The sequence below is a fragment of the Amycolatopsis deserti genome (assembly GCF_014653945.1).
In the GTDB taxonomy this organism is placed as follows: Bacteria; Actinomycetota; Actinomycetes; order Mycobacteriales; family Pseudonocardiaceae; genus Amycolatopsis_E; species Amycolatopsis_E deserti.
In genome coordinates this window covers 1,047,324-1,071,785 of sequence record NZ_BNAU01000001.1, presented here as the reverse complement: position 1 = coordinate 1,071,785, position 24,462 = coordinate 1,047,324, and the positions used below count along the sequence as shown (strand labels likewise).

General features: G+C 72.4%; 19 protein-coding genes. 11 read left to right on the top strand and 8 right to left on the bottom strand.

Translation table 11 applies throughout. The annotated features are described in order from the left end of the window. On the bottom strand, positions 1-1,782 hold the full coding sequence (locus IE290_RS05085) for an ABC transporter substrate-binding protein (RefSeq protein ID WP_191243289.1): 1,782 nt from the start codon (positions 1,780-1,782) through the stop codon (positions 1-3). Between the two features lie 140 nt (positions 1,783-1,922). On the opposite strand from IE290_RS05085, the gene IE290_RS05080 reads away from it, so the two are divergent. The 6 genes from IE290_RS05080 (at position 1,923) to IE290_RS05055 (ending at position 14,730) form a co-directional block, all read left to right on the top strand. After that, positions 1,923-2,750 (top strand): M55 family metallopeptidase, encoded by an 828-nt coding sequence (locus IE290_RS05080; RefSeq protein ID WP_191243288.1) that lies wholly within the window; start codon positions 1,923-1,925, stop codon positions 2,748-2,750. Then, positions 2,743-4,032, top strand: a complete 1,290-nt coding sequence (locus IE290_RS05075; protein WP_191243287.1) for a M20/M25/M40 family metallo-hydrolase — start codon at positions 2,743-2,745, stop codon at positions 4,030-4,032. Before IE290_RS05080 ends, IE290_RS05075 begins: the two co-directional genes overlap by 8 nt. A gap of 183 nt (positions 4,033-4,215) precedes the next feature. Beyond that, positions 4,216-8,031 (top strand): GH92 family glycosyl hydrolase, encoded by a 3,816-nt coding sequence (locus tag IE290_RS05070; RefSeq protein WP_191243286.1) that lies wholly within the window; start codon positions 4,216-4,218, stop codon positions 8,029-8,031. A 458-nt stretch (positions 8,032-8,489) separates the two neighbouring features. After that, positions 8,490-11,585 (top strand): GH92 family glycosyl hydrolase, encoded by a 3,096-nt coding sequence (locus IE290_RS05065; RefSeq protein ID WP_191243285.1) that lies wholly within the window; start codon positions 8,490-8,492, stop codon positions 11,583-11,585. Beyond that, positions 11,582-13,744: an FUSC family protein gene (locus IE290_RS05060; RefSeq protein WP_191243284.1), complete on the top strand. Its 2,163-nt coding sequence runs from the start codon at positions 11,582-11,584 to the stop codon at positions 13,742-13,744. The genes IE290_RS05065 and IE290_RS05060 overlap by 4 nt, the downstream gene beginning before the upstream one ends. After that, positions 13,741-14,730 (top strand): malate dehydrogenase, encoded by a 990-nt coding sequence (locus IE290_RS05055; protein ID WP_094003029.1) that lies wholly within the window; start codon positions 13,741-13,743, stop codon positions 14,728-14,730. The genes IE290_RS05060 and IE290_RS05055 overlap by 4 nt, the downstream gene beginning before the upstream one ends. Before the next feature lie 61 nt (positions 14,731-14,791). Here IE290_RS05055 and IE290_RS05050 read toward each other — a convergent pair whose 3' ends face one another. Beyond that, positions 14,792-15,970, bottom strand: a complete 1,179-nt coding sequence (locus IE290_RS05050; RefSeq protein ID WP_191243283.1) for an MFS transporter — start codon at positions 15,968-15,970, stop codon at positions 14,792-14,794. Between the two features lie 99 nt (positions 15,971-16,069). Here IE290_RS05050 and IE290_RS05045 point away from each other — a divergent pair, with 99 nt between their 5' ends. Beyond that, positions 16,070-16,654, top strand: coding sequence for a TetR/AcrR family transcriptional regulator (locus IE290_RS05045; RefSeq protein ID WP_191243282.1), 585 nt, complete (start codon positions 16,070-16,072; stop codon positions 16,652-16,654). Between the two features lie 6 nt (positions 16,655-16,660). Here IE290_RS05045 and IE290_RS05040 read toward each other — a convergent pair whose 3' ends face one another. The 3 genes from IE290_RS05040 to IE290_RS05030 are packed head-to-tail and all read right to left on the bottom strand — an operon-like array spanning position 16,661 to position 19,077. Then, a complete protein-coding gene (locus IE290_RS05040) occupies positions 16,661-17,560 on the bottom strand; it encodes an NmrA family NAD(P)-binding protein (RefSeq protein WP_191243281.1) in 900 nt (299 codons plus the stop codon). A gap of 32 nt (positions 17,561-17,592) precedes the next feature. Next, positions 17,593-18,567, bottom strand: a complete 975-nt coding sequence (locus tag IE290_RS05035) for a zinc-binding dehydrogenase (RefSeq protein WP_191243280.1) — start codon at positions 18,565-18,567, stop codon at positions 17,593-17,595. A gap of 39 nt (positions 18,568-18,606) precedes the next feature. Continuing rightward, positions 18,607-19,077 (bottom strand): MarR family winged helix-turn-helix transcriptional regulator, encoded by a 471-nt coding sequence (locus tag IE290_RS05030; RefSeq protein ID WP_191243279.1) that lies wholly within the window; start codon positions 19,075-19,077, stop codon positions 18,607-18,609. Positions 19,078-19,180: 103 nt separating this feature from the next. Here IE290_RS05030 and IE290_RS05025 point away from each other — a divergent pair, with 103 nt between their 5' ends. Together IE290_RS05025 and IE290_RS05020 are read left to right on the top strand one after the other, a co-directional pair. Then, positions 19,181-19,507: a YciI family protein gene (locus tag IE290_RS05025; RefSeq protein ID WP_191243278.1), complete on the top strand. Its 327-nt coding sequence runs from the start codon at positions 19,181-19,183 to the stop codon at positions 19,505-19,507. A 410-nt stretch (positions 19,508-19,917) separates the two neighbouring features. Further along, positions 19,918-21,033 carry a YbfB/YjiJ family MFS transporter gene (locus IE290_RS05020; protein WP_191243277.1) on the top strand — a complete coding sequence of 372 codons (1,116 nt, stop codon included), beginning with the start codon at positions 19,918-19,920 and terminating at the stop codon, positions 21,031-21,033. Here the strand turns inward: IE290_RS05020 and IE290_RS05015 are convergent, their stop codons facing one another. After that, a complete protein-coding gene (locus tag IE290_RS05015; protein ID WP_191243276.1) occupies positions 21,034-21,474 on the bottom strand; it encodes a YybH family protein in 441 nt (146 codons plus the stop codon). A gap of 144 nt (positions 21,475-21,618) precedes the next feature. On the opposite strand from IE290_RS05015, the gene IE290_RS05010 reads away from it, so the two are divergent. Beyond that, positions 21,619-22,572, top strand: coding sequence for an alcohol dehydrogenase catalytic domain-containing protein (locus IE290_RS05010; protein ID WP_191243275.1), 954 nt, complete (start codon positions 21,619-21,621; stop codon positions 22,570-22,572). A 50-nt stretch (positions 22,573-22,622) separates the two neighbouring features. On the opposite strand, the gene IE290_RS05005 is transcribed toward IE290_RS05010, so the two are convergent. Next, entirely contained in the window at positions 22,623-23,288 is a 666-nt protein-coding gene (locus tag IE290_RS05005; protein WP_191243274.1) for an NADPH-dependent F420 reductase, read from the bottom strand. A 92-nt stretch (positions 23,289-23,380) separates the two neighbouring features. On the opposite strand from IE290_RS05005, the gene IE290_RS05000 reads away from it, so the two are divergent. Continuing rightward, positions 23,381-23,746, top strand: coding sequence for a winged helix-turn-helix transcriptional regulator (locus IE290_RS05000; RefSeq protein ID WP_191243273.1), 366 nt, complete (start codon positions 23,381-23,383; stop codon positions 23,744-23,746). A 72-nt stretch (positions 23,747-23,818) separates the two neighbouring features. Here the strand turns inward: IE290_RS05000 and IE290_RS04995 are convergent, their stop codons facing one another. Continuing rightward, positions 23,819-24,337, bottom strand: coding sequence for a GNAT family N-acetyltransferase (locus IE290_RS04995; RefSeq protein WP_229874204.1), 519 nt, complete (start codon positions 24,335-24,337; stop codon positions 23,819-23,821). Positions 24,338-24,462: the final 125 nt, after the last annotated feature.

The window sequence follows — 24,462 nt, the reverse complement described above, 5'->3', positions numbered from 1 at the left end:
CTACTCCTGGTCGTCGGCGGACTTGCGGCGCCGCCCGGCGGCCGTGCCCGCGATCGCCACCACGATCACCACACCGGCGCCGATGGCGATCCAGGCGCCGCCGGACAGGCCGCCGCCGGCGGACGAGCCGCCCTCGGCCGGGGTGGCGCCGTAGAAGCCCCAGTAGCCGCTCTGCTCCATGATCTGGCCGGTGCTCGCGGGCTGCTTGGTGAAGCTCGCGAAGTTGTCCGACCGGTAGGCCTCGAGCACGTTGTCGTAGTCCAGCACGACGCTGGGCACCTGGGTGTAATAGCGGGCCTGGGCCTGCTTGACCAGGTCGGCGCGCCTGGCCGGGTCGAACTCGGTGCTCTCGGCGGCGTAGAGGCGGTCGAACTCGGGGTCGCAGAAGAACGCGGTGCTACTGCTGCTGCCGGCCACGGCGGGCAGCGCGGAGCAGGTCTGCTTGGACAGGATGTAGTCCGGGTCCGGGCTGGTGCCCCAGCCGGAGAAGGCCAGGTCGTAGTTGCCGTCGTTGGTGCGGTCGTCGACCTCGTTGTCCGACACCAGCTGCTTGGTCACCTTGATGCCGACCGCGCCCAGCCAGCTGACCACGTAGTCGGAGGCGCGCTGGGCGAAGTCCTCGCTGGCGCGGCCGAGCAGCCGCAGCTCGATGGGCTTGCCGTCCGGGCCGATGCGCACGCCGTCGGCGCCGCGCGGGTAGCCGGCCTGGTCGAGCTGGGCGTTGGCGGCAGCCGGGTCGAAGGCGTACCGCTCGCTCGCCGAGGGCTCCCAGTGGTAGGCCGGGAAGGAGGCGGGCACGATGCCGCCGCCGGTCTGGCCGTAGCCGCCGAGCACCTTGTCCACCAGGGTCTGCGGGTCCAGCGCCCGGGCGATCGCCTGCCGCACGCGGACGTCCTTGAGCACGGGGTTGCCGTCGCCGATCGGCTGGCGGGACAGCAGCTGGGCGCCGTGGTTGATGATCAGCTCGCGGTAGCGGCGGCCGGTGGCCTTGTTGGTGGTGACGCCGTCGGCGTTCTTGAGCGTGTCGAACTGGGTCGAGGTGAGCCGGTTGACGAAGTCGACCTCGTCGTTGCGCAGCGCGTTGACCGCGGCCTCGGAGTTCTTGTAGCTGATGAACTGCAGCTCGTCGATCTTGGCCTTGCCGCGCCAGTAGTCCGGGTTGGCCTTGAGCCGGACCAGCTCGTTCGGCCGGTACTCGGTGATCAGGAACGGGCCGTCGCCGACGCCGACGACGGGCACCGAGTCGGTGGCCGGGTCGGTCATGTTCGGCTGGTTCGCCCAGATGTGCTCGGGCACGATCGGCACGTCCAGCGCGGTCATGCTGGCCTGCGGGGTCTTGGTCTTGATGACCAGGGTGTGGTCGTCGGTGGCGGTGACCGACTCGAAGTTCTCGACGTAGGTGCCGTTGGCCTCCTGCGCGTTCTCGTCGGTCATGATCCGGGTGAAGGTGTAGGCCGCGTCCTTCGCGGTGACCGGCTGCCCGTCGGACCACTTGACGCCGTGGCGGATCCGGTAGGTCCAGGTCAGCTTGTCCGGCGAGGTGGACCAGGACTCGGCCAGGCCCGGCGCGGGGGTGTTGTCCTCGGCCGAGGGCAGCGTGAGGAACTCCCACGTCATGCGGCCGACCATGGTGCTGGAGGCGAACGAGGCGAGGAACGGGTTCAGGTGGTCGATCTCCTGCACCAGCGCCACGCGCAGCACCGTGCCGCCCTGCTGCTGCGCCTGGGCGGCCGGCGTGAACGCGCCGGTCACCAGCGCCGCGGCGGCCACCGCCGCACCCACGCGCGTTCGTCTCGGGAAACGCATCCCCACAGGTCCCCACCTCTCTGGCTGAATCCGAAACCGGAAAGTAACCACTTCCAAGCACGCGGAGTCAACGACTCACGGGTGGTGTTGCCGAGCCGTGACGTAAGGTCTGGACCATGCGGATCATGATCTCGGCGGACATGGAGGGCGCCACCGGCGTCACCTGGACCGACGACGTCGTCCCGGGCACCGAGCAGTGGCAGCGGTTCCGGCGGCTGTTCACCGGGGACGTGAACGCGGTGATCCGCGGCCTGTGCGACGGCGGCGCGAGCGACGTGCTGGTCAACGAGGCGCATTCGTCGCAGCGGAACCTGCTGCTGGAGGACCTGGACGAGCGCGCCCGCATGCTCACCGGCAGGCACAAGCCGCTGTCGATGATGCAGGGCATCGACTCCGGCGTGGACGGCGTGGTGTTCCTCGGCTACCACGCCGGGGCCGGCGCGGACGGGGTGCTGTCGCACACCTACCTGGAGAACCAGATCACCGGGGTGTGGCTGGACGGCGTCCCGGCGAGCGAGGGCCGCCTCAACGCCGCGCTCGCCGCCGAGCACGGGGTGCCGGTGCTGCTGGTGTCCGGCGACGACAAGACGTGCGAGGACGCCGCCGGCTACGCGCCGGGCGCCGAGCTGGTCGCCGTCAAGGAGTGCGTGAGCCGTTACGCGGCGATCTGCCTTCCCCCGTCGCGGACCGCCGAGATGCTGAGCGCGGCCGCACGGGCGAGCATGGACCGTGCGGTGCGGACACCGGGCACGGCCGCCGCGCACCGCATCGAGGTCGAGTTCGACGCGAGCCACCTGGCGCAGGCCGCCGCGGTGGTGCCGACCGTCGAGCAGACCGGCGTGCGCCGGGTCGGCTTCGACGCGGCCACGATGACCGAGGCGATGAAGGCGTTCAAGGTGGTCACGGCGATCGCCGCGGGCGCGGTGCAGGGGAAGTATGGCTAACGTCGAGAGTCTGTGCGCGCAGCTGCTGCGGTTCGACACCACCAACCGCGGCCACGGCGACGCCGAGGGCGAGCGGGACGCGGCGGAGTTCGTCGCGGGTGTGCTCGCCGGGGCGGGGCTGGAACCGGTGGTGCTGGAGTCCGCGCCGCGGCGCACCAACGTGGTTGCCCGCCTCCCGGGTGCCGACCCGTCGCTGCCGGCGCTGCTCGTGCAGGGGCACCTGGACGTGGTGCCGGCCGACGCCGCGGACTGGACGGTGCCGCCGTTCGCCGGGGAGGTCCGGGACGGGTTCCTGTGGGGCCGGGGCGCGGTGGATATGAAGGACTTCATCGCGACGGTGCTCACCGCGGTGGCCGACGGGCTGCGGCCGCGGCGGGACCTGGTGCTGGCGTTCGTGGCCGACGAGGAGGACCGCGGCGAGTACGGGGCGCATTGGCTGGCGGCCGAGCACCGCGAGCTGTTCGACGGGTGCGTCGCGGCGATCAGCGAGTCCGGCGGCTACACCTACCACGTGCCCGCGGCCGACGGCCGGGACGTGCGGCTCTACCCGGTGGGCACGGCCGAGCGCGGCACCGCGCACATGCGGCTGACCGCGCGGGGCCGGGCCGGGCACGCCTCGCGGCCCAACCACGAGAACGCGGTGGTCCGGCTGGTCGGCGCGCTGCAGCGGATCGCGGCGCACGAGTGGCCGGTCACGCTGACCCCGACGGTGGAGGCGTTCCTGGTCCGCACCGGCGAGGCGCTGGGCGTCGAGGTCGATCTGTCCGATGTGGAGGGCACGATGGCGCGGCTGGGCCCGGCGGCGAAGCTGGTGGAGCCGACCATCCGCAACAGCACCACGCCGACGATGCTCGACGCCGGCTACAAGGTGAACGTGATCCCGAGCCTGGCGCAGGCCCAGATCGACACCCGCACCCTGCCGGGCACCGAGAAGCAGCTGCTGGAGGAGATCGACGAGCTGCTCGGGCCGGACATCACGCGCGAGTTCGTGGCGCACCAGCCGGCCGTGCAGGCGCCGGTGGACTCGCCGTGGTTCACCGCGATGGCCGACGCGCTGCGGTCGCAGGACCCGGAGGCGGTGGTGGTGCCGTACTGCATGGGCGGCGGCACGGACGCCAAGGCGTTCAGCCCACTGGGCATCGCCTGCTACGGCTTCGCGCCGCTGTGGCTGCCCGAGGGCTTCCCGTACCGGGCGATGGCCCACGGAGTGGACGAGCGCGTGCCGCTGGAGGGGCTGCACTTCGGCAAGCGGGTGCTGGAGCACTTCCTGACGCACTGCTGACCCAGCGGCTGCGCCCGTCCCGCGCCTGCGTCCGTGGCCGCAGCGCCGACCCACCCGGGGTGATCACGTCCTAAACCTCGCGCCGCTGATCGCGGGAGGGGATTCACCCGACCCTGTCCGGTTTGGGCCAGGTTTGGCGCGCCCGCTTGACGCGCCCCCGACCTGCGCGTTTCGCTGCCAGACATGGTCCGAACCACGCGCGTGCTGGCCGTCGCCCTGCTGATCACCGGTCTGGTCGCCGCGCCGCCCGCGGGAGCGGAGGCACCGGTGCGGTTCTCCTCGTCGTTCGAAGCCGGGCAGCCCGGGCCGGACTGGGTGGACACCGTCGAGACCGGCCGGGACGGGCGGCCGCTGGCCGCCGGGGTCAACGGCGCGAACGGTTCGGCCATCCCCGGTGACGTGCGCGGCAAGGCCACCGGCGCGACCGCGAGCGCGGAGAACACCGGCGCCGGTGAGGTCGCGGTGAACGTGCTCGACGGCAGGCCGGAGTCGAAGTGGCTCGCCTTCGCCCCCACCGGGTGGGTGCAGGTCGAGTTCGCCGAACCGGTCACCATCACCCGCTACGGCCTGACCTCCGCCAACGACGCCCCGGAACGCGACCCGCGCGACTGGACGTTGCAGGGCTCCGACGACGGTGTCACCTGGACCACTGTGGACAGCCAGAGCGGCCAGTCCTTCGGCGAGCGGTTCGAGGCCAGGGAGTTCCGCCTCGCCGCGGCCGCGACCCACCGCTACTACCGGCTGGACATCACCGCGAACCACGGTGCGGACATCGTGCAGCTGGCCGAGCTGCTGCTGGCCGACGACCAGCCGGCCCCGCCGCCGCTGCCCACCATGCGGTCCTATCCGGACAGTGGCCCGCCCGGCGGCTACACCAGCAAACAGCGTGCCGGGTTCACCGGGCTGCGGGCCTTGCACTACGGCGGCACCCAGACCGCGCCGCACGGCTACTCCTACAACAAGGTCTTCGACGTGCGCATCCCGGTGCGCGCCGACACCGAGCTGTCGTACACGGTGTTCCCCGAGCTGACCGGGGACGACCTGAAGTACCCGAGCACGCACGTCGCGGTCGACCTGGCCTTCACCGACGGCACCTACCTGTCCGGTCTGGGCGCGGTGGACCAGTACGGGTTCCCGCTGAGCCCGCGCGGGCAGGGCGCGGCCAAGTCGCTCTACGCCAACCAGTGGAACCTGGTGCGCTCGGCGATCGGCACGGTCGCCCGCGGCAAGACCGTCGCGCGCATCCTGATCGCCTACGACAACCCGGACGGTCCCGGCTCGTTCAACGGCTGGTTCGACGACATCACGATCGGCCCGGCCGCGCCGCAGGCCCGCGTCACCCGCCTGTCCGACCACGTGCTCACCACCCGCGGCACAAACGCCAACGGCACGTTCTCGCGCGGCAACAACTTCCCGGCCACCGCGGTGCCGCACGGTTTCAACTTCTGGACCCCGGTCACCGACGCCGGGTCGCTGAACTGGCTCTACCGCTACCAGGAAGGCAACAACGCACAGAACCGGCCGGCCCTGCAGGCGCTGTCGCTGTCGCACGAGCCGAGCCCGTGGATGGGTGACCGGCAGACCTTCCAGGTGATGCCCTCGGCCGCCGCCGGGACCCCGGACGGCAACCGGGCCGCGCGGGCGCTGTCGTTCGACCACGCCAACGAGACGGCCAAACCGCACTACTACGGCGTCACGTTCGACAACAGTGTGAAGGCCGAGATCGCGCCGGCCGACCACGCGGCGATGTTCCGGTTCACCTTCCCGGGTGCGGACGCGAACCTGATCTTCGACAACTTCAGCGACGCGGGCGGCCTGACCCTGGACCCGGCGACCGGCACGCTGTCCGGGTTCACCGACACGCGCAGCGGCAACTCCGCCGGGGCCGGCCGCATGTTCGTGTACGCGGTCTTCGACCGGCCGGTCACCAGCGGGTCGATGCTGCCCGGCGAGGGCCGCGACAACGTCCGCGGCTATCTGAAGTTCGCCCCGGGCCGCGGCGGTGTGGTGGGGATGCGGATCGCGACCTCGCTGATCAGCCTCGACCAGGCCAAACGCAACCTGGAGCAGGAGATCCCGGCGGGCACGGCGTTCGACACGGTCCGCTCCGCCGCGCAGGCCGCGTGGGACCGCGAGCTGGGCGTCATCGAGGTCGAAGGCGCCACCCGCGACCAGCTGACCACTCTCTATTCGAACCTGTACCGGCTGTTCCTCTACCCGAACTCCGGGTTCGAGAACGTCGGCACCACGCGCGCCCCGCGCCACGCCTACGCGAGCCCGGTCGCGCCGAAGGCCGGGCCGGACACGCCGACGCAGACCGGGGCGGCGGTGGTCGACGGCGAGATCTACGTCAACAACGGGTTCTGGGACACCTACCGCACCACCTGGCCCGCCTACGCGCTGCTGTCCCCGGACACGGCCGGGAAGATGATCGACGGGTTCGTCCAGCAGTACCGCGACGCCGGATGGATCGCCCGGTGGTCCTCCCCCGGCTACGCGAACCTGATGACCGGCACCAGTTCGGACGTGGCCTTCGCCGACGCCTACCTCAAGGGCGTGCGCGGTTTCGACGTCCAGGCCGCCTACGACGCGGCGATCAAGAACGCCACGGTCGCGCCGCCGAACGAGAACGTCGGCCGCAAGGGCCTGGAGCAGTCGATCTTCCTCGGGTACACGCCGACCTCGACCGGCGAGGGCATGTCGTGGGCCCTCGAGGGCTACCTCAACGACTTCGGCATCGCGATGATGGCGCAGAAGCTGGCCGAGGAGGCCGCGCCGGACGATCCGCGCCGCCGCGAGTACGCCGAGAACGCCGAGTACTTCCGCGGCCGGGCGCAGAACTACGTGCACATGTTCGACCCGGCGGTCGGGTTCTTCCAGGGCCGTGCCGCCGACGGCACGTTCCGCGTCCCGCCCGGCCAGTACGACCCGCGGGTGTGGGGCTACGACTACACCGAGACCAACGGCTGGAACATGGCCTTCACGGTGCCGCAGGACGGGCAGGGCCTGGCCAACCTCTACGGCGGGCGCGAGGCGCTGGCGAAGAAGCTGGACGAGTTCTTCGGCACCCCGGAGACCGCGCGGTTCCCCGGGTCCTACCCCGGGCAGATCCACGAGATGCGGGAGGCGCGGGACGTGCGGATGGGCCAGTACGGCCACTCCAACCAGCCCTCCCACCACATCGCCTACATGTACGACTTCGCCGGGCAGCCGTGGCAGACGCAGGCCCGGGTGCGGGAAGCGCTGTCCCGGTTGTACCTGGGCAGTGAGATCGGGCAGGGCTACCCCGGCGACGAGGACAACGGCGAGATGTCGGCCTGGTACGTGTTCAGCGCGCTCGGGTTCTACCCGCTGCGGATGGGCAGCCCGTCCTACGCGGTCGGGTCGCCGCTGTTCACCAAGGCGACCGTGCACCTGGCCGGCGGCCGGGACCTGGTGATCAACGCGCCGAAGAACAACGCCCGCAACGTCTACGTGCAGGGCCTGCGGGTCAACGGGCGGACGTGGAACTCGACGGCGCTGCCCCATGATGTGCTGGCCGGTGGCGGCACACTGGACTTCGCGATGGGGCCGAGCCCGTCGCGATGGGGTGCCGACGACGTGCCTCCGTCGCTCACGGAGGGCGGGGAGGTGCCCCGGCCGCCCGCGGACCTGACCACGCCGGGCGGGCCGCTGTTCGACAACACCTCCGCCACGCAGGCGCGGCCGCTGGAGACGGTGGACTGCCCGGTGCCCGGCGCGGTGACCGCCACGTTCTACACATTGACGTCGGCCAAGGACGGCGGCGACCCGAGCGGCTGGGTGCTGGAGGGCTCGGCGGACGGGCGGAGCTGGACGCCGTTGGACACCCGGTCCGGGGAGACGTTCACGTGGCGGCAGCAGACGCGGGCGTTCAAGATCGCCACGCCCGGTGCGTACGCGCATTACCGGCTGCGGATCACCGGCAGCAGCGGCGGCCCCGCGGGGTTGGCGGAGGTGGAACTACTCGGCGCGAAGTGACGCGGCGGCGAGCAGCGGGCCCGCCTCCCGGCGGCGGTGAGGGCCCGCCTGGTCGGCGGGAAGAGAGGCGGCGGTTGTCGCCCGCCCGGACTACTGGCTCCGGCGCGCCGGCGGCGCCCGGCGGGAAGTGCTCGCCGCGCCCGGCACCGCGGTGAGCACCGCCAGCGGCGGCGGGGCCCGCCCGGTTGGCGGGAAGAGAGCCGGCGGCTGCGCCTTACCCGGACCACCCGGCTGCCACGCACCGGCGAGAAGTGATCGGCCCGCCCGGCAGCACGGCGGACCACAGCCAGCGGCCGGGTGCCCGGCTGGCCGCCGGGCCGCGCGCCCCGCTGGCGGAGGCAGCGCCCCTCGGCGGGAAGTGATCGCCGCGGCTGCCACCACCACCCGAGCGCCGCCCGTGGTCGGAGGCGGCGCCGCTCGGTGGGAAGTGATCGCCGCGGGCGGTTACGGTAGGCCAGGTGAGCCGGACCCACTTCTTCTCGTCGTTCGAGGCCGGGGATCCGCCGCCCCGCGCGGGCGCGCTCGTCAGCGTCGGCGCCGGGCCGGATCGCGCGCCCGCAGCCAAGGCCGGCGCCGGGTTCACCGGGCTCCGCGCCGCCCGCTACACCGCCGCCGCACCGGCACGTCAGGTGCTGTTCGAAGTGGACGCCGAGATCGGCCCGGACACGCGACTGTCCTATGTGGTGTTCCCCGGCTCCGACGCCGGGCCGTCCTGGCGCAGCACCTTCGTGGCGCTGGCCGTCGAACTCGACGACGGCACGGTGATCGGCGGGTCGGCCCGCGCGGCCGGTGAATCCAAGACCCTCTACCTCGACCAGTGGAACCTCGTGCGCCACGACCTGGGCGACGGCGCGGGCCGCCGGGCCAGGGCGATCCTGCTGACCGTCGAACCCCCGCCGGGCGAGCCGGTGTCCGGCTGGATCGACGACGTCCGCATCGCCGACGCTCCCCTCAGGGAACCGCGGGACCCGGTGGACTGGGTGCGCACCACACGCGGCACCCACTCCAGCAACGAGTTCTCGCGCGGCAACACCTTCCCGGCCGCGGCGGTGCCGCACGGTTTCAACTTCTGGACCCCCGTCACCGACGCCTCGTCCACGGCGTGGCTGTACGAGTACCACCGGCGCAACAACGCCGACAACCGCCCTGAGCTGCAGGCTTTCGCGGTCAGCCACGAGCCGAGCCCGTGGATGGGCGACCGGCACCCGTTTCAATTCCTGCCGGGAATCGGTCCGGTGACCGCGGACCGGAAGGCGCGGGCGCTGGCGTTCTCGCACGACCACGAGACCGACCGGCCCTACCACTACGGGGTGCGCTTCGACAACGGCATCACCGTCGACCTCGCGCCCACCGACCACGCCGCCCTGGTCCGGTTCACCTTCCCCGGCGAGAGTGGATGGGTGCTGTTCGACAACGTCGACCGCCGCGGCGGCCTGCGCCTCGACCCGGCCCGCGGGGTGGTCACCGGGCACACGTGGGCGCGCAGCCGCCTGTCGGTGGGCGCGCGGCGGATGTTCGTCCACGGCACGTTCGACCGGCCCGCCACTGGGGGCCGCCGGCTGCGCTGGCCCAACACCGGTTACCTGTCCTTCGACGCACCCGGGGTGGAGCTGCGGATCGCGACCTCGCTGATCAGCCTCGACCAGGCGCAACGCAACCTCGAGCAGGAGATCCCGCCCGGCACCACGTTCGACCAGGTCCGGGACCGGGCGCGGGCGGCGTGGCAGGACGTGCTCGGCCGCGTGGAGATCGAGGGCGCCACCCCGGACCAGCTGACCACCTTCTACTCCGGCCTGTACCGGCTGTTCCTGTACCCGAACTCGGGGCACGAGCGCACCCCGCGCGGCGTGCGGCACGCCAGCCCGGTGCGGCGCCGGTGGTGGCCGAGCACCCGCACCCGGACCGGGGCGAAGGTCGTGGACGGGCCGATGTCGGTCAACCACGGCTTCTGGGACACCTACCGCACCGTGTGGCCGGCGCTGGCGCTGCTCGCGCCGCGGCGCTGCGGGGAGCTGGTCGAGGGGTTCGTGCAGCAGTTCCGGGAGGGCGGCTGGATCTCGCGGTGGTCCTCCCCCGGCTACGCCAACCTGATGACCGGCACCAGCTCCGATGTCGCCTTCGCCGACGCCTACCTGCGCGGGGTGCGGGGCTTCGACGTGCACGCGGCCTACGACGCCGCGCTGCGCAACGCCACCGTCACCCCGCCCGGCCGCAGCGTCGGGCGGCAGGGCCTGGGTGAGTCGATCTTCCTCGGGTTCACGCCGCTGACCACCCACGAAGGCCTGTCCTGGGCGCTGGAGGGCTGCCTCAACGACTTCGGCCTGGCGAACCTGGCCGGGGCGCTGGGGCACGCCGACGACGCCCGCTACTTCCGGCAGCGCGCCGCGCAGTACGTGCACCACTTCGACCCGCACACCGGGTTCTTCCAGGGCCGTCACCGCGACGGCCGGTGGCGCTGGGCGCCGGAGCACTACGACCCGGCCCGCTGGGGCTTCGACTACACCGAGACCGACGGCTGGAACACGGCGTTCTCGGTGCCGCACGACGGCGCCGGGCTGGCGGACCTGCTGGGCGGCCGCGCCGCGCTGGAGTCCAAACTGGACACGTTCTTCGCCACGCCGGAGACCGGGCGCGTGCCGGGGTCCTACGGCGGGATCATCCACGAGATGACCGAGGCGCGGGACGTCCGGCTCGGCCAGTACGGGCACTCCAACCAGCCCAGCCACCACATCCCGTGGATGTACACCCACGCCGGGGCCGCGGCGAAGACGCAGGCGATCGTGCGTGAGGTGCTGACCCGCTGCTACCTGGGCAGCGAGATCGGGCAGGGCTACCCCGGCGACGAGGACAACGGCGAGATGTCCGCCTGGTACGTCCTGGCCGCGCTCGGCCTGTACCCGCTGGCGCCGGGCGACCCGGGTTACGTGCTGACCGCGCCGCTGTTCGAGCAGGCCACCCTGCGCCTGGAGACCGGACGGACGCTCACGATCAGCGCCCCGGGCGGCGGGACCCACGTGCGGGGCGTGACGATCGACGGGAAGCCGCACCACTCGACGTGGCTGTCCCACGCCGACCTCGTCAGCGCCGAGCGCCTGGAGTTCGACCTCACCGACACCCCCACGGACTGGGGCGACCCGCCGCCGTCGCTGGGCGAGAAGCCGCTGACCGACGTGACCGGCTCCGGCACCTGCGACGACGGCACCGACGTCACCGAGCTGTTCGCCGACACCACGGCCACGCAGGTGACGTTCCGCTCCCGCACCCCGGTGATCGAGTGCACCGTCCGCGAACCAGCGCGCGTGGAGCTCTACACCCTGACCTCCGCCGCGCGCGGGGCCAACCCCTGTGACTGGGTGCTGGAGGGCACCGCCGACGGGGAGTCGTGGGTGCGGCTGGACGAGCGGCGCGGGGAGCGGTTCCGGTGGCGGCGGCAGACCCGGCCGTTCTCGATCGCCCAGCCGGGGACCTACCGTGCCTACCGGCTGCGGGTCACCGCGGCGACCGGGCGGCGGACCGCGCTGACCGAATGGGAACTGCTCGGGAGCCGTGCATGAGGGTGTGGAAGGTGGCCGAGGACCGGCTGGTGGCCGCCGATCCGGGGCTGGTGCGGTTGCGGCTGGCCGGGATCGCGGTGGGCGGCATCGTGCTGTCGATCCTGGTGCTGCTCCTGCTCGGCCGTCCGATCCCGACGATGATGGTGGCCTGCATCGCGGCGATGAACTCGGCGTTCTCGGTCAACGACAAGACGCCGAAGGACCAGGCGATCACGCTGGTACTGGTGCTGGTGTGCGGGTCGGCCTCGCTCACCGTCGCCGCGTTCGGCGCCACCGCTCCCCCGCTGGACAGCGTGCTGTTCGTGCTGCTGATCTTCCTCGCGGTCTACGCGCAGCGGTTCGCGCCGCGTGGCACCGCGATGGGCGCGTTGTCGTTCTTCATGTTCTTCTTCGCGATGTTCCTCGCGATCCACCCTCGCCAGCTGCCCGAGTACATCCTGGCCCTGGCGATCGGGCTGGCCGCGAACGCGGTGATGCGGTTCGCGGTGCTGCGGCGCCGGCCGGAGGGCGAGCTGCTGCGGGCCCGCCGCGCGTTCCGCGCCCGGATCAGCGCGGTGGTGCGCGCCGCGGCCGCGTGCCTGGCCAGCGGCGGCAGCGAGTGGCGGATCAACCAGCTTCGCAAGGCCGACACCCGCCTGCACGAAGCCGTCCTGATGATCGAGGACACCATCGGGGACCTGTTCGACGAGACCGGCACGCAGCTGTTGCGCCGCCGTCTGCTGGCCGTCGAGCTGGCCTGCCAGTGGCTGGCGATCACCGTGCGGCGCACCGCCGAGGAGGACGGGCTCCCCGAGGAGGTCCGCGACGATCTGATCGCGAGCCTGCTGCGGCTGGACTCGCTGATCGAGCGCGACCCGCGCGAGCTGCCGGTGATCAGCGAGACCGAGGAGTTCAGCAAGATGCTGGTCGCCGGCAGCCGGCTCGCCGAGCGCACCGAGCCCGGCGACGAGGTGCGGCGGGCGATCGCGGAGCTGGCGCTGGCCGACGTCAACGCCCAGCGCGTGGCCGAAAAGGACTACTCGGCCGAGACCGAGCTGCCCGGGGACGAGGCCGAGGAGGAGCCCAAGAAGGTCTTCGCCTACGACAACCGCACCCGCAGCGCGATCCAGGCGGTGGTCGGTGGCGGCCTGGCGGTGCTGGGCGGGGAGCTGATCTCCGACGCCCGCTGGTACTGGGCGGTGCTGACGGTGTTCGTGGTCTTCCTCAACACCTCGACGGCGGGTGCGACGTTCGTGAAGGGGTTCCGGCGGGTCACCGGCACGCTGGGCGGGATCTTCGGCGGGATGCTGCTGGCACTGCTGGTCACCGGCAACACGATCGCGACGGTCGTGCTGATCCTGGTGTGCGTGTTCTGCCTGGTCTACGTGGCGCGCGTGTCGCAGCTGCTGATGGCGTTCTTCATCACCTGCATGCTGGGCCTGCTCTACAGCCTGCTCGGCACGTTCAGCATCGAGGTGCTGTGGGTGCGGGTGGCCGAGACCGCGATCGGCGCCGCGGCCGGGCTGATCGCCGCGGTCCTGGTGGTGCCGGTGCGCACCCGCACGGTGATGGTGTCCGACATCGACGCCGCACTGGTGGACCTGTGCGAGTTCCTGGCCGGTGCCGAGGCGCTGCTGTCCGGCCGGGAGAACGTGAACGTGATCGAACTCTCCCGTGAGCTGGACCGCTCGGTGGAGAAGGTGCGCACCACGATCGAGCCGCTCACGCACCCGATCAGCCTCGCCAGCCGCCGGGACTACGGCTGGTACGTGATGAGCACCTTGGAGCGGCTGGCGTTCCGGGCCCGGCAGATCGCCGCCCGGTCCGAGCCGGGCCTGCTGCCCGCCGACGACCGGCTGAGCGCGGTGGTCGAGCGGATCAGCCGCAACATCGACGTGCTGCGCGACGCGCTCGACGGGGACGAGCGGGGCAAGCTGGTGCGCAACACCGCCACCCCGGAGACGCGGGAGACGGACAACGCGCAGGCACGCTCCGTGCTCACCAGCCTGGGCCGGATGGAGGCCGGCATCATCGCGCTGGGCAGGGCGTTCGAAGTGCCCGTGGCGGATTCGACTCGATCGGTTCAGCAGAACGTGAGGCGACGCACCACGTCAGCGCAGGCAGAGGGCGATAGGGTCACCAGCACAAGCCAAGATTCCGTCCGCAGGAGTACGCAATGACCCAAGCCCCCGTGAACGTCACCGTCACCGGCGCCGCCGGCCAGATCGGCTACGCGCTGCTGTTCCGCATCGCGTCCGGTCAGCTGCTCGGCCCGGACACGCCGGTGAAGCTGCGGCTGCTGGAGATCCCGCAGGCGGTCAAGGCGGCCGAGGGCACGGCGCTCGAGCTGGAGGACGGCGCGTTCCCGCTGCTCGCGGGCACGGACATCTTCGACGACGCGAAGCAGGCCTTCGCGGGCACCAACATCGCCCTGCTGGTGGGTGCGCGGCCGCGCACCAAGGGCATGGAGCGGGCCGACCTGCTGGAGGCCAACGGCGGCATCTTCAAGCCGCAGGGCGAGGCGATCAACGCCGGCGCCGCCGACGACGTCCGCGTGCTGGTGGTCGGCAACCCGGCCAACACCAACGCCCTGATCGCGCAGTCGCACGCGCCCGACGTCCCGGCCGAGCGGTTCACCGCCATGACCCGCCTGGACCACAACCGCGCCGTCGCCCAGCTGGCGAAGAAGCTGAACGCGCCGGTCAGCGAGATCCGCAAGCTCACCATCTGGGGCAACCACTCCGCCAGCCAGTACCCGGACATCTTCCACGCCGAGGTGGCCGGCAAGAACGCGGCCGAGGCCGTGAACGACGAGAAGTGGCTGGCCGAGGAGTTCATCCCGCGGGTGGCCAAGCGTGGCGCGGAGATCATCGAGGCGCGGGGCGCGTCCTCGGCCGCGTCGGCCGCCAATGCCGCCATCGACCACATCTACAACTGGGTCAACGGCACCCGCGAGGGTGACTGGACGTCGATGGCCGTGCCGTCCGACGGTTCCTACGGTGTGCCGGAGGGCCTGATCTCCTCCTTCCCGGTCGTCTGCAAGGACGGCAAGTACGAGATCGTGCAGGGCCTGGAGATCAACGAGTTCTCCCGCACCCGGATCGACGCCTCGGTCGCGGAGCTGGCCGAGGAGCGCGAGGCCGTGAAGAAGCTCGGCCTCATCTGATTTTCGCCGTGGTTGGCGGAGTGCCGGTTCCCCGGGGCGGGGAGCCGGCCCTCCGCTCGTTTCAGCGCAGGTGCGCGGCCCGGCGGACCGTCCACACCGCCAGCCCGGCCAGCAGGAAGCAGGCCCCGGCCAGCACGAGCACCCCGTCGAGGGTGAGCGCGTCGACGATCACTCCGCCGATCAGCGCGCCGAGGCCGATCGCCAGGTTGAACACCGCCACCCACAGCGCCGAGGCGGCTTCCACCGCGCGCGGCGCGGCCTTGATCATCCAGGTCTGCAGGCTCACCGACACCCCACCGTAGGCCAGCCCCCACGCGACCAGCAGCGCGATGCCGCCCGCCGGTGACCGGCCGGCGAGGAGGAACAGCAGCACCGCCACCGCGAGGGCGCCGGTGATCACCAGCACGGTCCGGTGCAGGCGGCGGGCCAGCGCCGCACCGGCGAGGAAGTTCCCGGCGATGCCGGCCAGGCCGAACCCGAACAGCAGCGGCCCGACGAGGCTGTCGCCGATACCGGAGAAGTCCCGCAGGACCGGGCCGACGAACGTGTAGGCGGCGAAGTGCCCAGTCACGATCAGCGCGGTCGCCAGGATGCCCACGCGCACGCCCCGGTCACGGACCTGGGCGACCAGGTCCCGGGGACTGACCGGCTGGGTCGCGGCCAGCGGCGGCAGCAGCGCGAACAGGGCGATCAGGACGGCCAGCGCGAGCGCCCCGAGCGTGGCGAACGCGGCGCGCCATCCGGCGAGGTCGCCCAGGACCGTGCCGATCGGCACGCCGAACACGTTGGCGGCCCCGACGCCGCCGAAGATCACGGCCGTGGCCCGCGGTACGCGTTCGGCGGGCACCAATCGGACGGCCAGGCCGCCGGCCACCGCCCAGAACCCGCCGATCGCCACCCCGGTCAGCGCGCGCGAGGCGATGAGCACCGTGAAACCCGGTGCGAGCGCGGAGATCACGTTCGCCAGGGTCATCAGGCCCATCAGCCCGGCCAGCAACCACCGCCGGTCCAGCCGGCCCACGAGGACCGGGACCACCGGGGCGGCCAGGCCGGCGACGATGCTGGTCACGGTCACCATCAGGCCCGCGGTGCCGGCGGAGACCGCGAGGTCCGCGCCGACCCGGGTCAGCAGCCCGACCGGCAGCTGCTCCGCGGTCACCAGCAGGAACGTCCCGAACGCCACCACGGCGACCGCCGGCCACCGGCCGCGTTCCCGGGTCGGTGGCGGTTCCGTTGTCACCACAGTCGATCTCCCTCCAATTTGGGAGCGATCGCTCCCGTATAGCGGCGCACGCTAGTACGGGAACGATCGCTCCACAATACTGGTAGGCTGTGGGACGTGCCACGGCCACGGGAATTCGACGAACGGGAGGTGGTCGCGCGGGCCGCCGGGCTGTTCCGGCGCCTGGGCTACCACGCCACCTCGGTCCGGGATCTGAACGGCGAACTGGAGCTGACCTCCAGCAGCCTCTACCGCACCTTTGGCGACAAGCACGCGCTGTTCCTGCGCGCGCTCGACCACTACCGCGAGACGGACTCGGCGGAAGCCGAAGCCCGGCTGAACCGGCCCGGCCCGGCCCGCGAGGTGCTGCGGGCCTGGCTGATGTGGCTGGCCACCGGCGCCGGAGAGCACGCCGGGCTCGGGTGTTTCGTGGTCAACACGACGACCGAGCTGGGCACCGCCGACCCGGAGGTCCGGCAGCGCACCGAGGCGGCGTTCGAGGTCACCCGGGAGGCCATCGCGGCCGTGCTGCGCCGCGGCTGCCGGGACGGTGAGCTGCCCGCCGACCTCGATGTCGACGCCGCGGTGGAACTGCTGTTCACCACCGTGCTGGGACTGCGGGTCCGGGAACGCGCCGGGCACGACCCGCAGCGGCTGGCTCGCACGATCGACTTCGCGATCGGTGCCCTCGGCGCCGGCTGACCGGCGTCAGCGCGCGGGCGCGGTGGCGCGCACGAAGTCGGTCAGCGATTGCGGCTTGACCTGCGGGTACCGGGCGTTGTCCAGGTTGTCGAACTTGGCCTTGCCGCTGACCATGCACCACTGGTACTGCAGCGCCACGTACTCGAACGGGTTGTCGGTGGCCGCCGCCCGGCGGGCGATCTCCGCGCGCAGCTCGTCGGCGCTGCCCAGGTGCTGCAGCCGCAGGGTGCGGCCGGAGCCGCGCTGGACGGCCTCGTGGAACTGGCGCATCGAGAGGACCTCACCGGCGAAGCGCAGGGTGCCGGTGGCGGCCGGGTCGAGGGCGACGGCCGCGGTGTAGGCGGCGGTGTCGGCCACCGAGGTCAGGTCGAGCGGCTGGTCGGGGTCGCCCCAGTGGGACACGGTGCCCTGCTCCCAGTCGACGAGCTCCATGAAGCCGGTCATCACCTCGTAGAAGGCGCCGTTGAGCACGGACACCACGTCGAGGCTGGTACCGGTGCGGGCGGCGGCGGCCTGCCGGCGCCAGTCGATCATGAAGTTGTCGCCGTCGTCGAGCTTGGTCAGGTCGACGGCGAAGTCGGACGGGATGAACCGCCGGGCGCCGGCCTTCTCCGCGGCGCGCAGCAGGTTGGCCTGGCCGTCCACGATGACCTCGGGGCCGCCCTGGACGGCGGAGATCACGGTGGTGGCGTCGCCGACGGCTTCGGCGAGCCGCTCGGCCGGATCGGTGAGGTCACCCTCGACCAGCTCCACGTCCCCGGTGGTCAGGGCACGCTTCTTGTCTTCGCTGGTGCCGGGCCGCACCAGGGCCCGCACGGGGGCGCCCTGGTCGAGCAGCGCCCGGACGATCTGGCCGCCGAGCAGGCCGGTTGCGCCGGCGACGAAGATCTTGGGGGTTTCGGACATGATGTGTGAACTCCTTCTTTTTTGGTTGTGTGTCAGGGAATGAGCAGGGTCTTGCCGACGGTTCCGCGCGCCTCGATGGCGGCGTGCGCGTCGGCGGCCCGGTCCAGCGGGAAGCGCTGGCCGATCACGGGGGTCAGCTGGCCGGCCGCGGCCAGGTCCAGGACCTCGGTCGCCAGCTCGCGGGCGAGGGCGGGCCGGCGCCAGAGGAAGCCCGCGCTGAAGCCGGTCAGGGTCAGGCCGCGGCCGACCAGTTCCGCGGGCCGGACGTCCAGCGGCGCGCCGCTGGAGAAGCCGAAGATGATCTGCCGTCCGGCGCCCGGGGTGAGCAGCTCGAACGCGTCGCGGCCGGGCGCGCCGCCGACGTGGTCGAAGACCACGTCCACCGGGCCGCCGGCACGGGCCTGGTCCGTCCAGCCGGGCTGCGTGTAGTCCACGACGTGGCCGGCGCCCAGCTCGCGGAGCAGGGCGAGCTTGCGCTGCCCACCGGCGGCCGCGACGACGGTCGCCCCGGCGCGCTTGAGCAACTGGACCAGGACGGTGCCCACGGCACCCGCGGCCGCCAGCACCAGGACCCGGTCACCGGCGGTCACGCGGGCCGCCCGGATGAGGCCCTGGGCCGTGACGCCGTACCGGTAGAGGGCGACGGCTTCGGGCAGGCCGAGGCCGTCGCTGACCGGGACGAGCGTTTCGGCGGGGACGACGGCGGTCTCGGCGTAGCCGCCCAGGCCGGCGGTGCTGGCCAGGACCCGCGTGCCGATCAGGGCGGGGTCGCCGCCGGGGCCGACTTCGGTGACCAGTCCGGCGATCTCCTTGCCGAGGATCACCGGCAGGCGCGCCCCGCCGAGCGCGCCGGGCATCGTCCCGGCGCGGACCTGGGTCTCCAGGAACTGGATGCCGGCCGCGGCGACCTGGACCGCGACCTCACCCGCCGCGGGCCGCGGGGTGGGCACGTCCGCGACGCGCAGGTTGGCCGGTGGCCCGAATTCGTGCAGCACAACGGCACGCATGTGACCTCACTTCGTGGTGCGGGAGTTGGAGGATGGGCGTCAGCGGCTGTTCTTGATCGCTTCGCTCAACGCGCCGAGGCCGGCCGCCAGTTGTTCGACGTCGGCGGGGTCCCAGTCGGCCAGCAGGTCGGCGACGGCGGCCGCGCGGGCCTTCCAGAGCTTGCCGATGGCGAGCTTGCCGGCCCGGGTGACGCTCACCAGCTGGGCGCGGGCGTCGGCCGGGTCGGGACGGCGTTCGATGAACCCGCGTTGCTCGAGGCGTTTGGCCGGGGGCGACAGGGTGGACTTGTCCACCTCCATCAGCTCCGCCAGGACCGACAGGCGCACCGGGGCGTGCACCGAGATCTGGGCCAGCAGGGTGTAGTCCCCCAGCGACAGCTCCAGGCCGGAGGACGCCATGATCCTGCGCCGGGTGGCCGGGGAGAACATCCAGTTGCCCACCGTGGCCAGCGCCGCCGCCACGCCGTCGACGGCTTCCCGCGACGGGCGCTCTTCGCCGGCGTGTGCCATCTCGACTCCTCAATTGGTTGGTTGGGCAAAACCAACTATGCCACGAGATGTGGATCCATGCAAGCGCATATACCGGCGGGGCGGAGGGGTCTATACCGGACGGATGGGAAAGTTCATCACGATCGGCTACGGCGACAGCGCCGGCTACGAGCGCACGGACGAGGCGGTACGAGCGGCCGCCCACGAGCACGACGCCCGGCTGCGCGCGGCCGGGGCCGAGATGGGCATCGCGGGCGACCCGGTGCAGGTGCGCAACCACGGCGCGGCCGGGGCGCAGGTGACGCCGGGCCCGTACCTGCGATCCGACCTGCCGGTGGCGGGTTTCGCGATCATCGAGGCGGATTCGGTGGAAGAGGCGGCGCGCCTGGTGGCCGGCACCCCGTGCGCGGTCGCCCACGGCGTGGTGGAGGTCTGGCCGCTGCAGACCTGATGCCCCGGTTGGGGGGCGGTGCGGTGGAAGCTGCGGGGCTGCGACGTGGCGGAGGTGCGGCCGCGGGGCCTACCGGGCGGAGGCATGGCTGAGGTGCGGCCACCGCGACGTGACGCCCCCGCGGGGCGGGCCCGGTGGAATCCGCCGGGGTCACTGGTGCGGCCGCCCCGAGCGCGACACCCCGGCCGGGGCCGCAGTTGCGGCGGGCCGAGACCGCGTGGCCGTGACGGCCACCCCAAACGCGACAGCCCGCTCCGGGCGGTCCCTGCGGCCGAACCCGCCGGGGTCGCGGCGTGACGGAGCGGCCCCGGCGAACCGCCCGCCCCGCTCTGGGCCGGACACCCACGCCAAGACCGGCGCGCGCGGGGTGTCCGCTGCGAAACCCGCTCCCCCTCGGGGATAGTGGTGTGATGCCCGGCGATCCGGTGTGGCAGGCCGCGCGGCTGTCGCTCGGCACCGCCTCGGCCCTGGGGTTCGCGCGCTTCGCCTACGGGCTCGTCGTTCCGGCCATGGGGCGCGATCTCGGGTGGAGCCTCGCCGACGCCGGGGTGATGAGCACCGCCAACGGGCTCGGCTACCTGCTCGGCGCCCTGGTCACCGCGACCGTCGCCCGGCGGGTGGGCTCCGCGGCCGCCTTCCGCTGGGGCATGGTGTTGACCGCGCTGGCTCTCACGGCCACCGCGGTCAGCGGGAACTTCGGAGTGCTGCTGGTCGTGCGCGCCGTCGCCGGGTTGACGGGTGCGGTGGTGTTCATCGTCGGGGGTGTGCTCGCCTCACGCATCGCCGTCCGTGCTTCCTCCGGGACACCGCTCACCGTCTACTTCGCCGGCAGCGGGCTCGGCATCGTCCTCAGTGGAGCGGCGATCCCCGCCCTGGGGCCGCACTGGCGCCTGGCCTGGCTCGGGCTCGGCGCCGCCGCCGCGGTCGCCGCGCTGGTGAGCTGGTCCGCGGCCGCGGTGGACGCGGACGCCCCGGCCACCAACACCGGCCGCGCCCGGATGAAGCCGTTGTGGCCCACCGCGGTGGCCTACCTGCTGTTCGCCCTGGGATACATCACCTACATCACCTTCCTGTCCGCCGTCCTCGCCGCGCACGGCGCCGCGGTCTGGCAGGTGAGTCTGGTGTGGACGGTGCTGGGCCTGGCGGTCGTGGTGGCGTCGGCGATGTGGCGCGGCGGCCGTGGGCTGGCGACCCTGCTCGCGGTGCTCGCCGCGGGCTCCGCGCTCGCGCTGGTCTCCCCCGCCCTGCCGGTCGTGCTGACCTCCGCGATCGTCTACGGGGCCACGTTCATCGGTGTCCCGGCCGCGATCACCGCGCTCATCAGGGACCACACCCCGCCCGCGGACTGGACCGCCACGCTCGGCGCGTTCACCACGGTGTTCGCCGCCGGGCAGACCGCCGGGCCCTGGCTGGCCGGTGTGGTGGCCGACCGGACCGGGCCGGCCGCGACCGTGGCGTGGACCGCCGTGCTGTGCGGCGCGGGGGCGCTGGTCGCCCTGATCCCGGGACGGCACGGCGACCGGTAGTCAGGGCTCGAGGTCGGTCACCCCGCGTCCGCTGGTCAGGTCGAACGGCACGGACACCTGGTCGTGCGCGATCAGCCAGCCGCCACCGGTCTTGCGGAAGCCGAACGTGGCCCGCACCCACATCCCCTTCGTCGCCGTGCCGTCGTCGAGCGTGCCGCTGAGCCGGCCGAACCCGTGTCCGAACGCGACGTCCCCGCCGACGGTGACGGCGAAGTCGCGGACCTCGTAGTCGACCTCCCGGAAGGCCGCGAACACCGCCGCCCAGTTCCGAGACTTCGCCTCGATCCCGACGTGCTGCAGCGGCGGCTCGACGTCGAAGGACACCACGTCCGGGGTGTAGAGCCGGCTCAGCGCCGGCAGGTCCCGGGCCCGCAGCCCGTCGATCAGCTTGCCGATCTGGTTCCTGATCGCGCTTTCGTCCGCTTCGCATTGCGTGGGCATGGTCCGACGCCTTCCATCCGGTGTGCCTGTTCCGTCTTTACGACGGCGCAGCCGCCCGAAACGTCAGGCGGTCGTGATCGACACCATGAGCGATCTGTGGATCAACACCGGCTGGCGGGCCGGCCGCGGGAATACGCTGCGCTCATGCGAACCGTCGTGATCGATTCCGGAGGGACCTTCCGGCTGGAGCAGCGTCCAGATCCGGTCGCGGGACCGGGGGCCGTGGTCGTCCGGGTGCGGGCCGCTGGACTCAACGCCGCCGACTTGCAGCAGGCACGGGGGGACTACCCGGCGCCGCCGGGATGGCCGGCCGACGTGCCCGGCCTGGAGGTAGCAGGCGAGGTCGAGAAGGTGGGACCCGGGGTCACGGGGGTTGCGCCCGGGGACCGGGTGATGGCACTGGTCGGTGGCGGCGGCCACGCCGAGCGGATCACGGTCCCCGCCGATCTTCTCCTGCCGGTCCCGGAGGGCCTGCCCTGGGAGGAGGCAGCCGGGTTCCCGGAAGCGTTCAGTACCGCCTGGGACGCCCTGGTCACCCAGGCTGGAGTCCGTGCCGGCGATCGGGTGCTGGTCACCGGCGCGGCGGGCGGGGTGGGCACGGCCATGGTCCAGGTCGCCGCGGTCTCCGGGGCGCACACCGTGGCCAGCGTGCGCCGGCCCGAACTCCATGACCGGGTGAAGGCACTCGCCCCGGACGGCCGGGTGGACGTCGTGACCCCCGACCAGGAAGCCGGGCACGCGCCGTACGACGTGATCGTGGAACTGGTCGGCGGACAGGACTGCCTGCAGCGGGTCGCTCTGCTCCGCAGCCGGGGCAAGGTCCTCGTCGTCGGAGTCCAGGCCGGCACCACGGCGCCTCTGCGGATGTTCGACCTCATGCTCGCGCGTGCCCAGCTGATCGGCACCACCATCCGCGGGCGCTCACACGCCGAGAAGGTGCTCCTCGCCGCCACCGTGCGGACGTCCGTGGTGCCGCTGCTGGCGCAGGGCCGGTTGCGCGTACCCGTCGATGCAGCCTTCCCGCTCGACCAGTTCGCTGACGCCTACGCCCGCCTGGCCGGCCCGGGCAAGTTCGGCAAGATCGTCCTGATGCCCTGACGATCTCGTGTGGTCGAGCACGTGCGCGGCAAGCTGGATGTTCTGGTGGCTCAGTCGGTCGTGGTGCCTGCAGCGCTGAGGAGCGCCGGGTCCACGTCGGGCACAGCGAGCCGCGGGTTGTGGCCCGCCGCCACGACCCGCATGACGAATCCCGCGGCTTCCTCCAGTTGCCGTGCGCTGGCGAGCCCTCCGGCCACCGCGGTCTGCCCGCCGAGGTCCCCGATCAGCGCCGCGGCGAGATCGAGGGCGCTGGGCGTGTCGCCGCAGATCGCCACGACCGGCGCCGTCTCCTTCGACCCCACGTACGGCCACGAAGCTCCCGCGAACAGGTGGAGCGCCTTGACCACAGACGCGCCGGGCGCCGAGCACGCCACGAGTTCTGCCGCCGAGCCGGACGCGGGCTTCAGTTCACCGGTCGCGTAGTCCACCGGATTGGTGCAGTCGATCACGGTCTTGCCGGCCAAGGCCCCCTGTGGACCTCCGACGAGCGAAACGGCGGCCTCAAGCCCCGCCCAAGAGACCGCGACTACGACCACGTCGGCCCGGCCTGCGAAGTCGGCGGGGTCGACGGCACTCGCCGCATCGCCCACCTGGGCGGCGGCCTCACTGGCGTGCCGCGGGTCGCGCCCTGTGATCAACAGCGAATGGCCGGCCGACGCCCACGCGCGACCAAGCGCCACGGCCAAGTTCCCGGTGCCCAAGATGCCCACGTTCACAACGATCTCCTTCAGGTGGAAGTGGTGTCCTTGGGAACGCTACGAACCAGGTTCCTACCGTTCGGTAGGGCGACGTGCGCGAGACTGGACTGGTGATCGATGACTCCTGCCAAACCTTCGTCTCCGACTGCCACGTGCGCGCGGCGATCGAGCTCATCAGGCACGCTTGGGACTCGGTTGTCCTGTCGGCCCTGCGCATGGGGCCGACGCGACGCAACGAGCTACTCACCCGCATCGCAGGAGTCAGCGACAAAGTCCTCACCCAGGCTCTCCAACGCCTCCAAGAGCGCGGGCTCGTCACCAAAGCCCTCAACGCGGAGCAACCGGCGCCGCCGAGCGGAGCGATCTACCAGCTCACCCCGCTCGGCGACTCGCTCGCGAACGGGCCCCTGGCACAGCTCGCGCAGTGGGCAGCCGACAACCAAGCCGAACTCACCGGCTCGTCTGCAACGCCATGACCACCCGGTCCTCAAGTACTGGTCGCCTGATCCACGCTGAGATGATCCGGCACCGGCGACCGGGTGTGGCCGTCACAGGTGCTGAGCGCGCCATTGCGGGGCGAGCACCGACCAGACCTCGAGGTCGAAGCGCTTTCCCCGGTGCACCACGGCCTCACGGAGCACGCCGTCGCGGGTCATGCCCAGTCGGCGGGCCACCGCGATGCTCGCCAGATTGCCCGCCTTGACCTGCCACTCCACGCGGTGCGCGCCCCGGATCTGCACCGCCCAGTCGATGATCGCGCGGGCGGCCCGGGTGGCCAGGCCCTTCCCGGTGCCCGCCGGCTCGAGCCAGCAGCCCACCTCGACGACTCCGTGGGTGAGGTCCATCCTTCGGAACAACACGCCGCCCACGAGGGTGTCACCAGTCCAGATGCCGTAGATCCGGCCGGTGTCGGTGGCCGCCTTGTCCGCGTACGCGCGCAGCAGTGCCCGGCTGGAGTCCAGATCCGTGGCACGGTCGGCGAAGCCGATGTACTGCCCGATGAACTCCCGGCCACGATCGAGGTGGGCCAGGAACTCCTCGGCGTGCCAGGGTTCGAGCGGGCACAAGCGTGCGCCATCAGAGCCAAGCGGGACCGAGAACATCACGGGCCTCCATGATCGGCAACATCCCCCGGGAGGCTAGCCCTCGCCGATCATGCGGGACAACCTGCCGGGCCAGAGCGCTGCGACCC

Excerpts from the sequence above, each read along its gene's own strand:
- IE290_RS05080 (WP_191243288.1), top strand. The coding sequence starts at position 1,923 with ATGCGGATCATGATCTCGGCGGACATGGAGGGCGCCACCGGCGTCACC.
- IE290_RS05075 (WP_191243287.1), top strand. The coding sequence starts at position 2,743 with ATGGCTAACGTCGAGAGTCTGTGCGCGCAGCTGCTGCGGTTCGACACC.
- IE290_RS05070 (WP_191243286.1), top strand. The coding sequence starts at position 4,216 with ATGGTCCGAACCACGCGCGTGCTGGCCGTCGCCCTGCTGATCACCGGT.
- IE290_RS05060 (WP_191243284.1), top strand. The coding sequence starts at position 11,582 with ATGAGGGTGTGGAAGGTGGCCGAGGACCGGCTGGTGGCCGCCGATCCG.
- IE290_RS05055 (WP_094003029.1), top strand. The coding sequence starts at position 13,741 with ATGACCCAAGCCCCCGTGAACGTCACCGTCACCGGCGCCGCCGGCCAG.
- IE290_RS05040 (WP_191243281.1), bottom strand. The coding sequence starts at position 17,560 with ATGTCCGAAACCCCCAAGATCTTCGTCGCCGGCGCAACCGGCCTGCTC.
- IE290_RS05035 (WP_191243280.1), bottom strand. The coding sequence starts at position 18,567 with ATGCGTGCCGTTGTGCTGCACGAATTCGGGCCACCGGCCAACCTGCGC.
- IE290_RS05030 (WP_191243279.1), bottom strand. The coding sequence starts at position 19,077 with ATGGCACACGCCGGCGAAGAGCGCCCGTCGCGGGAAGCCGTCGACGGC.
- IE290_RS05025 (WP_191243278.1), top strand. The coding sequence starts at position 19,181 with ATGGGAAAGTTCATCACGATCGGCTACGGCGACAGCGCCGGCTACGAG.
- IE290_RS05020 (WP_191243277.1), top strand. The coding sequence starts at position 19,918 with ATGCCCGGCGATCCGGTGTGGCAGGCCGCGCGGCTGTCGCTCGGCACC.
- IE290_RS05015 (WP_191243276.1), bottom strand. The coding sequence starts at position 21,474 with ATGCCCACGCAATGCGAAGCGGACGAAAGCGCGATCAGGAACCAGATC.
- IE290_RS05010 (WP_191243275.1), top strand. The coding sequence starts at position 21,619 with ATGCGAACCGTCGTGATCGATTCCGGAGGGACCTTCCGGCTGGAGCAG.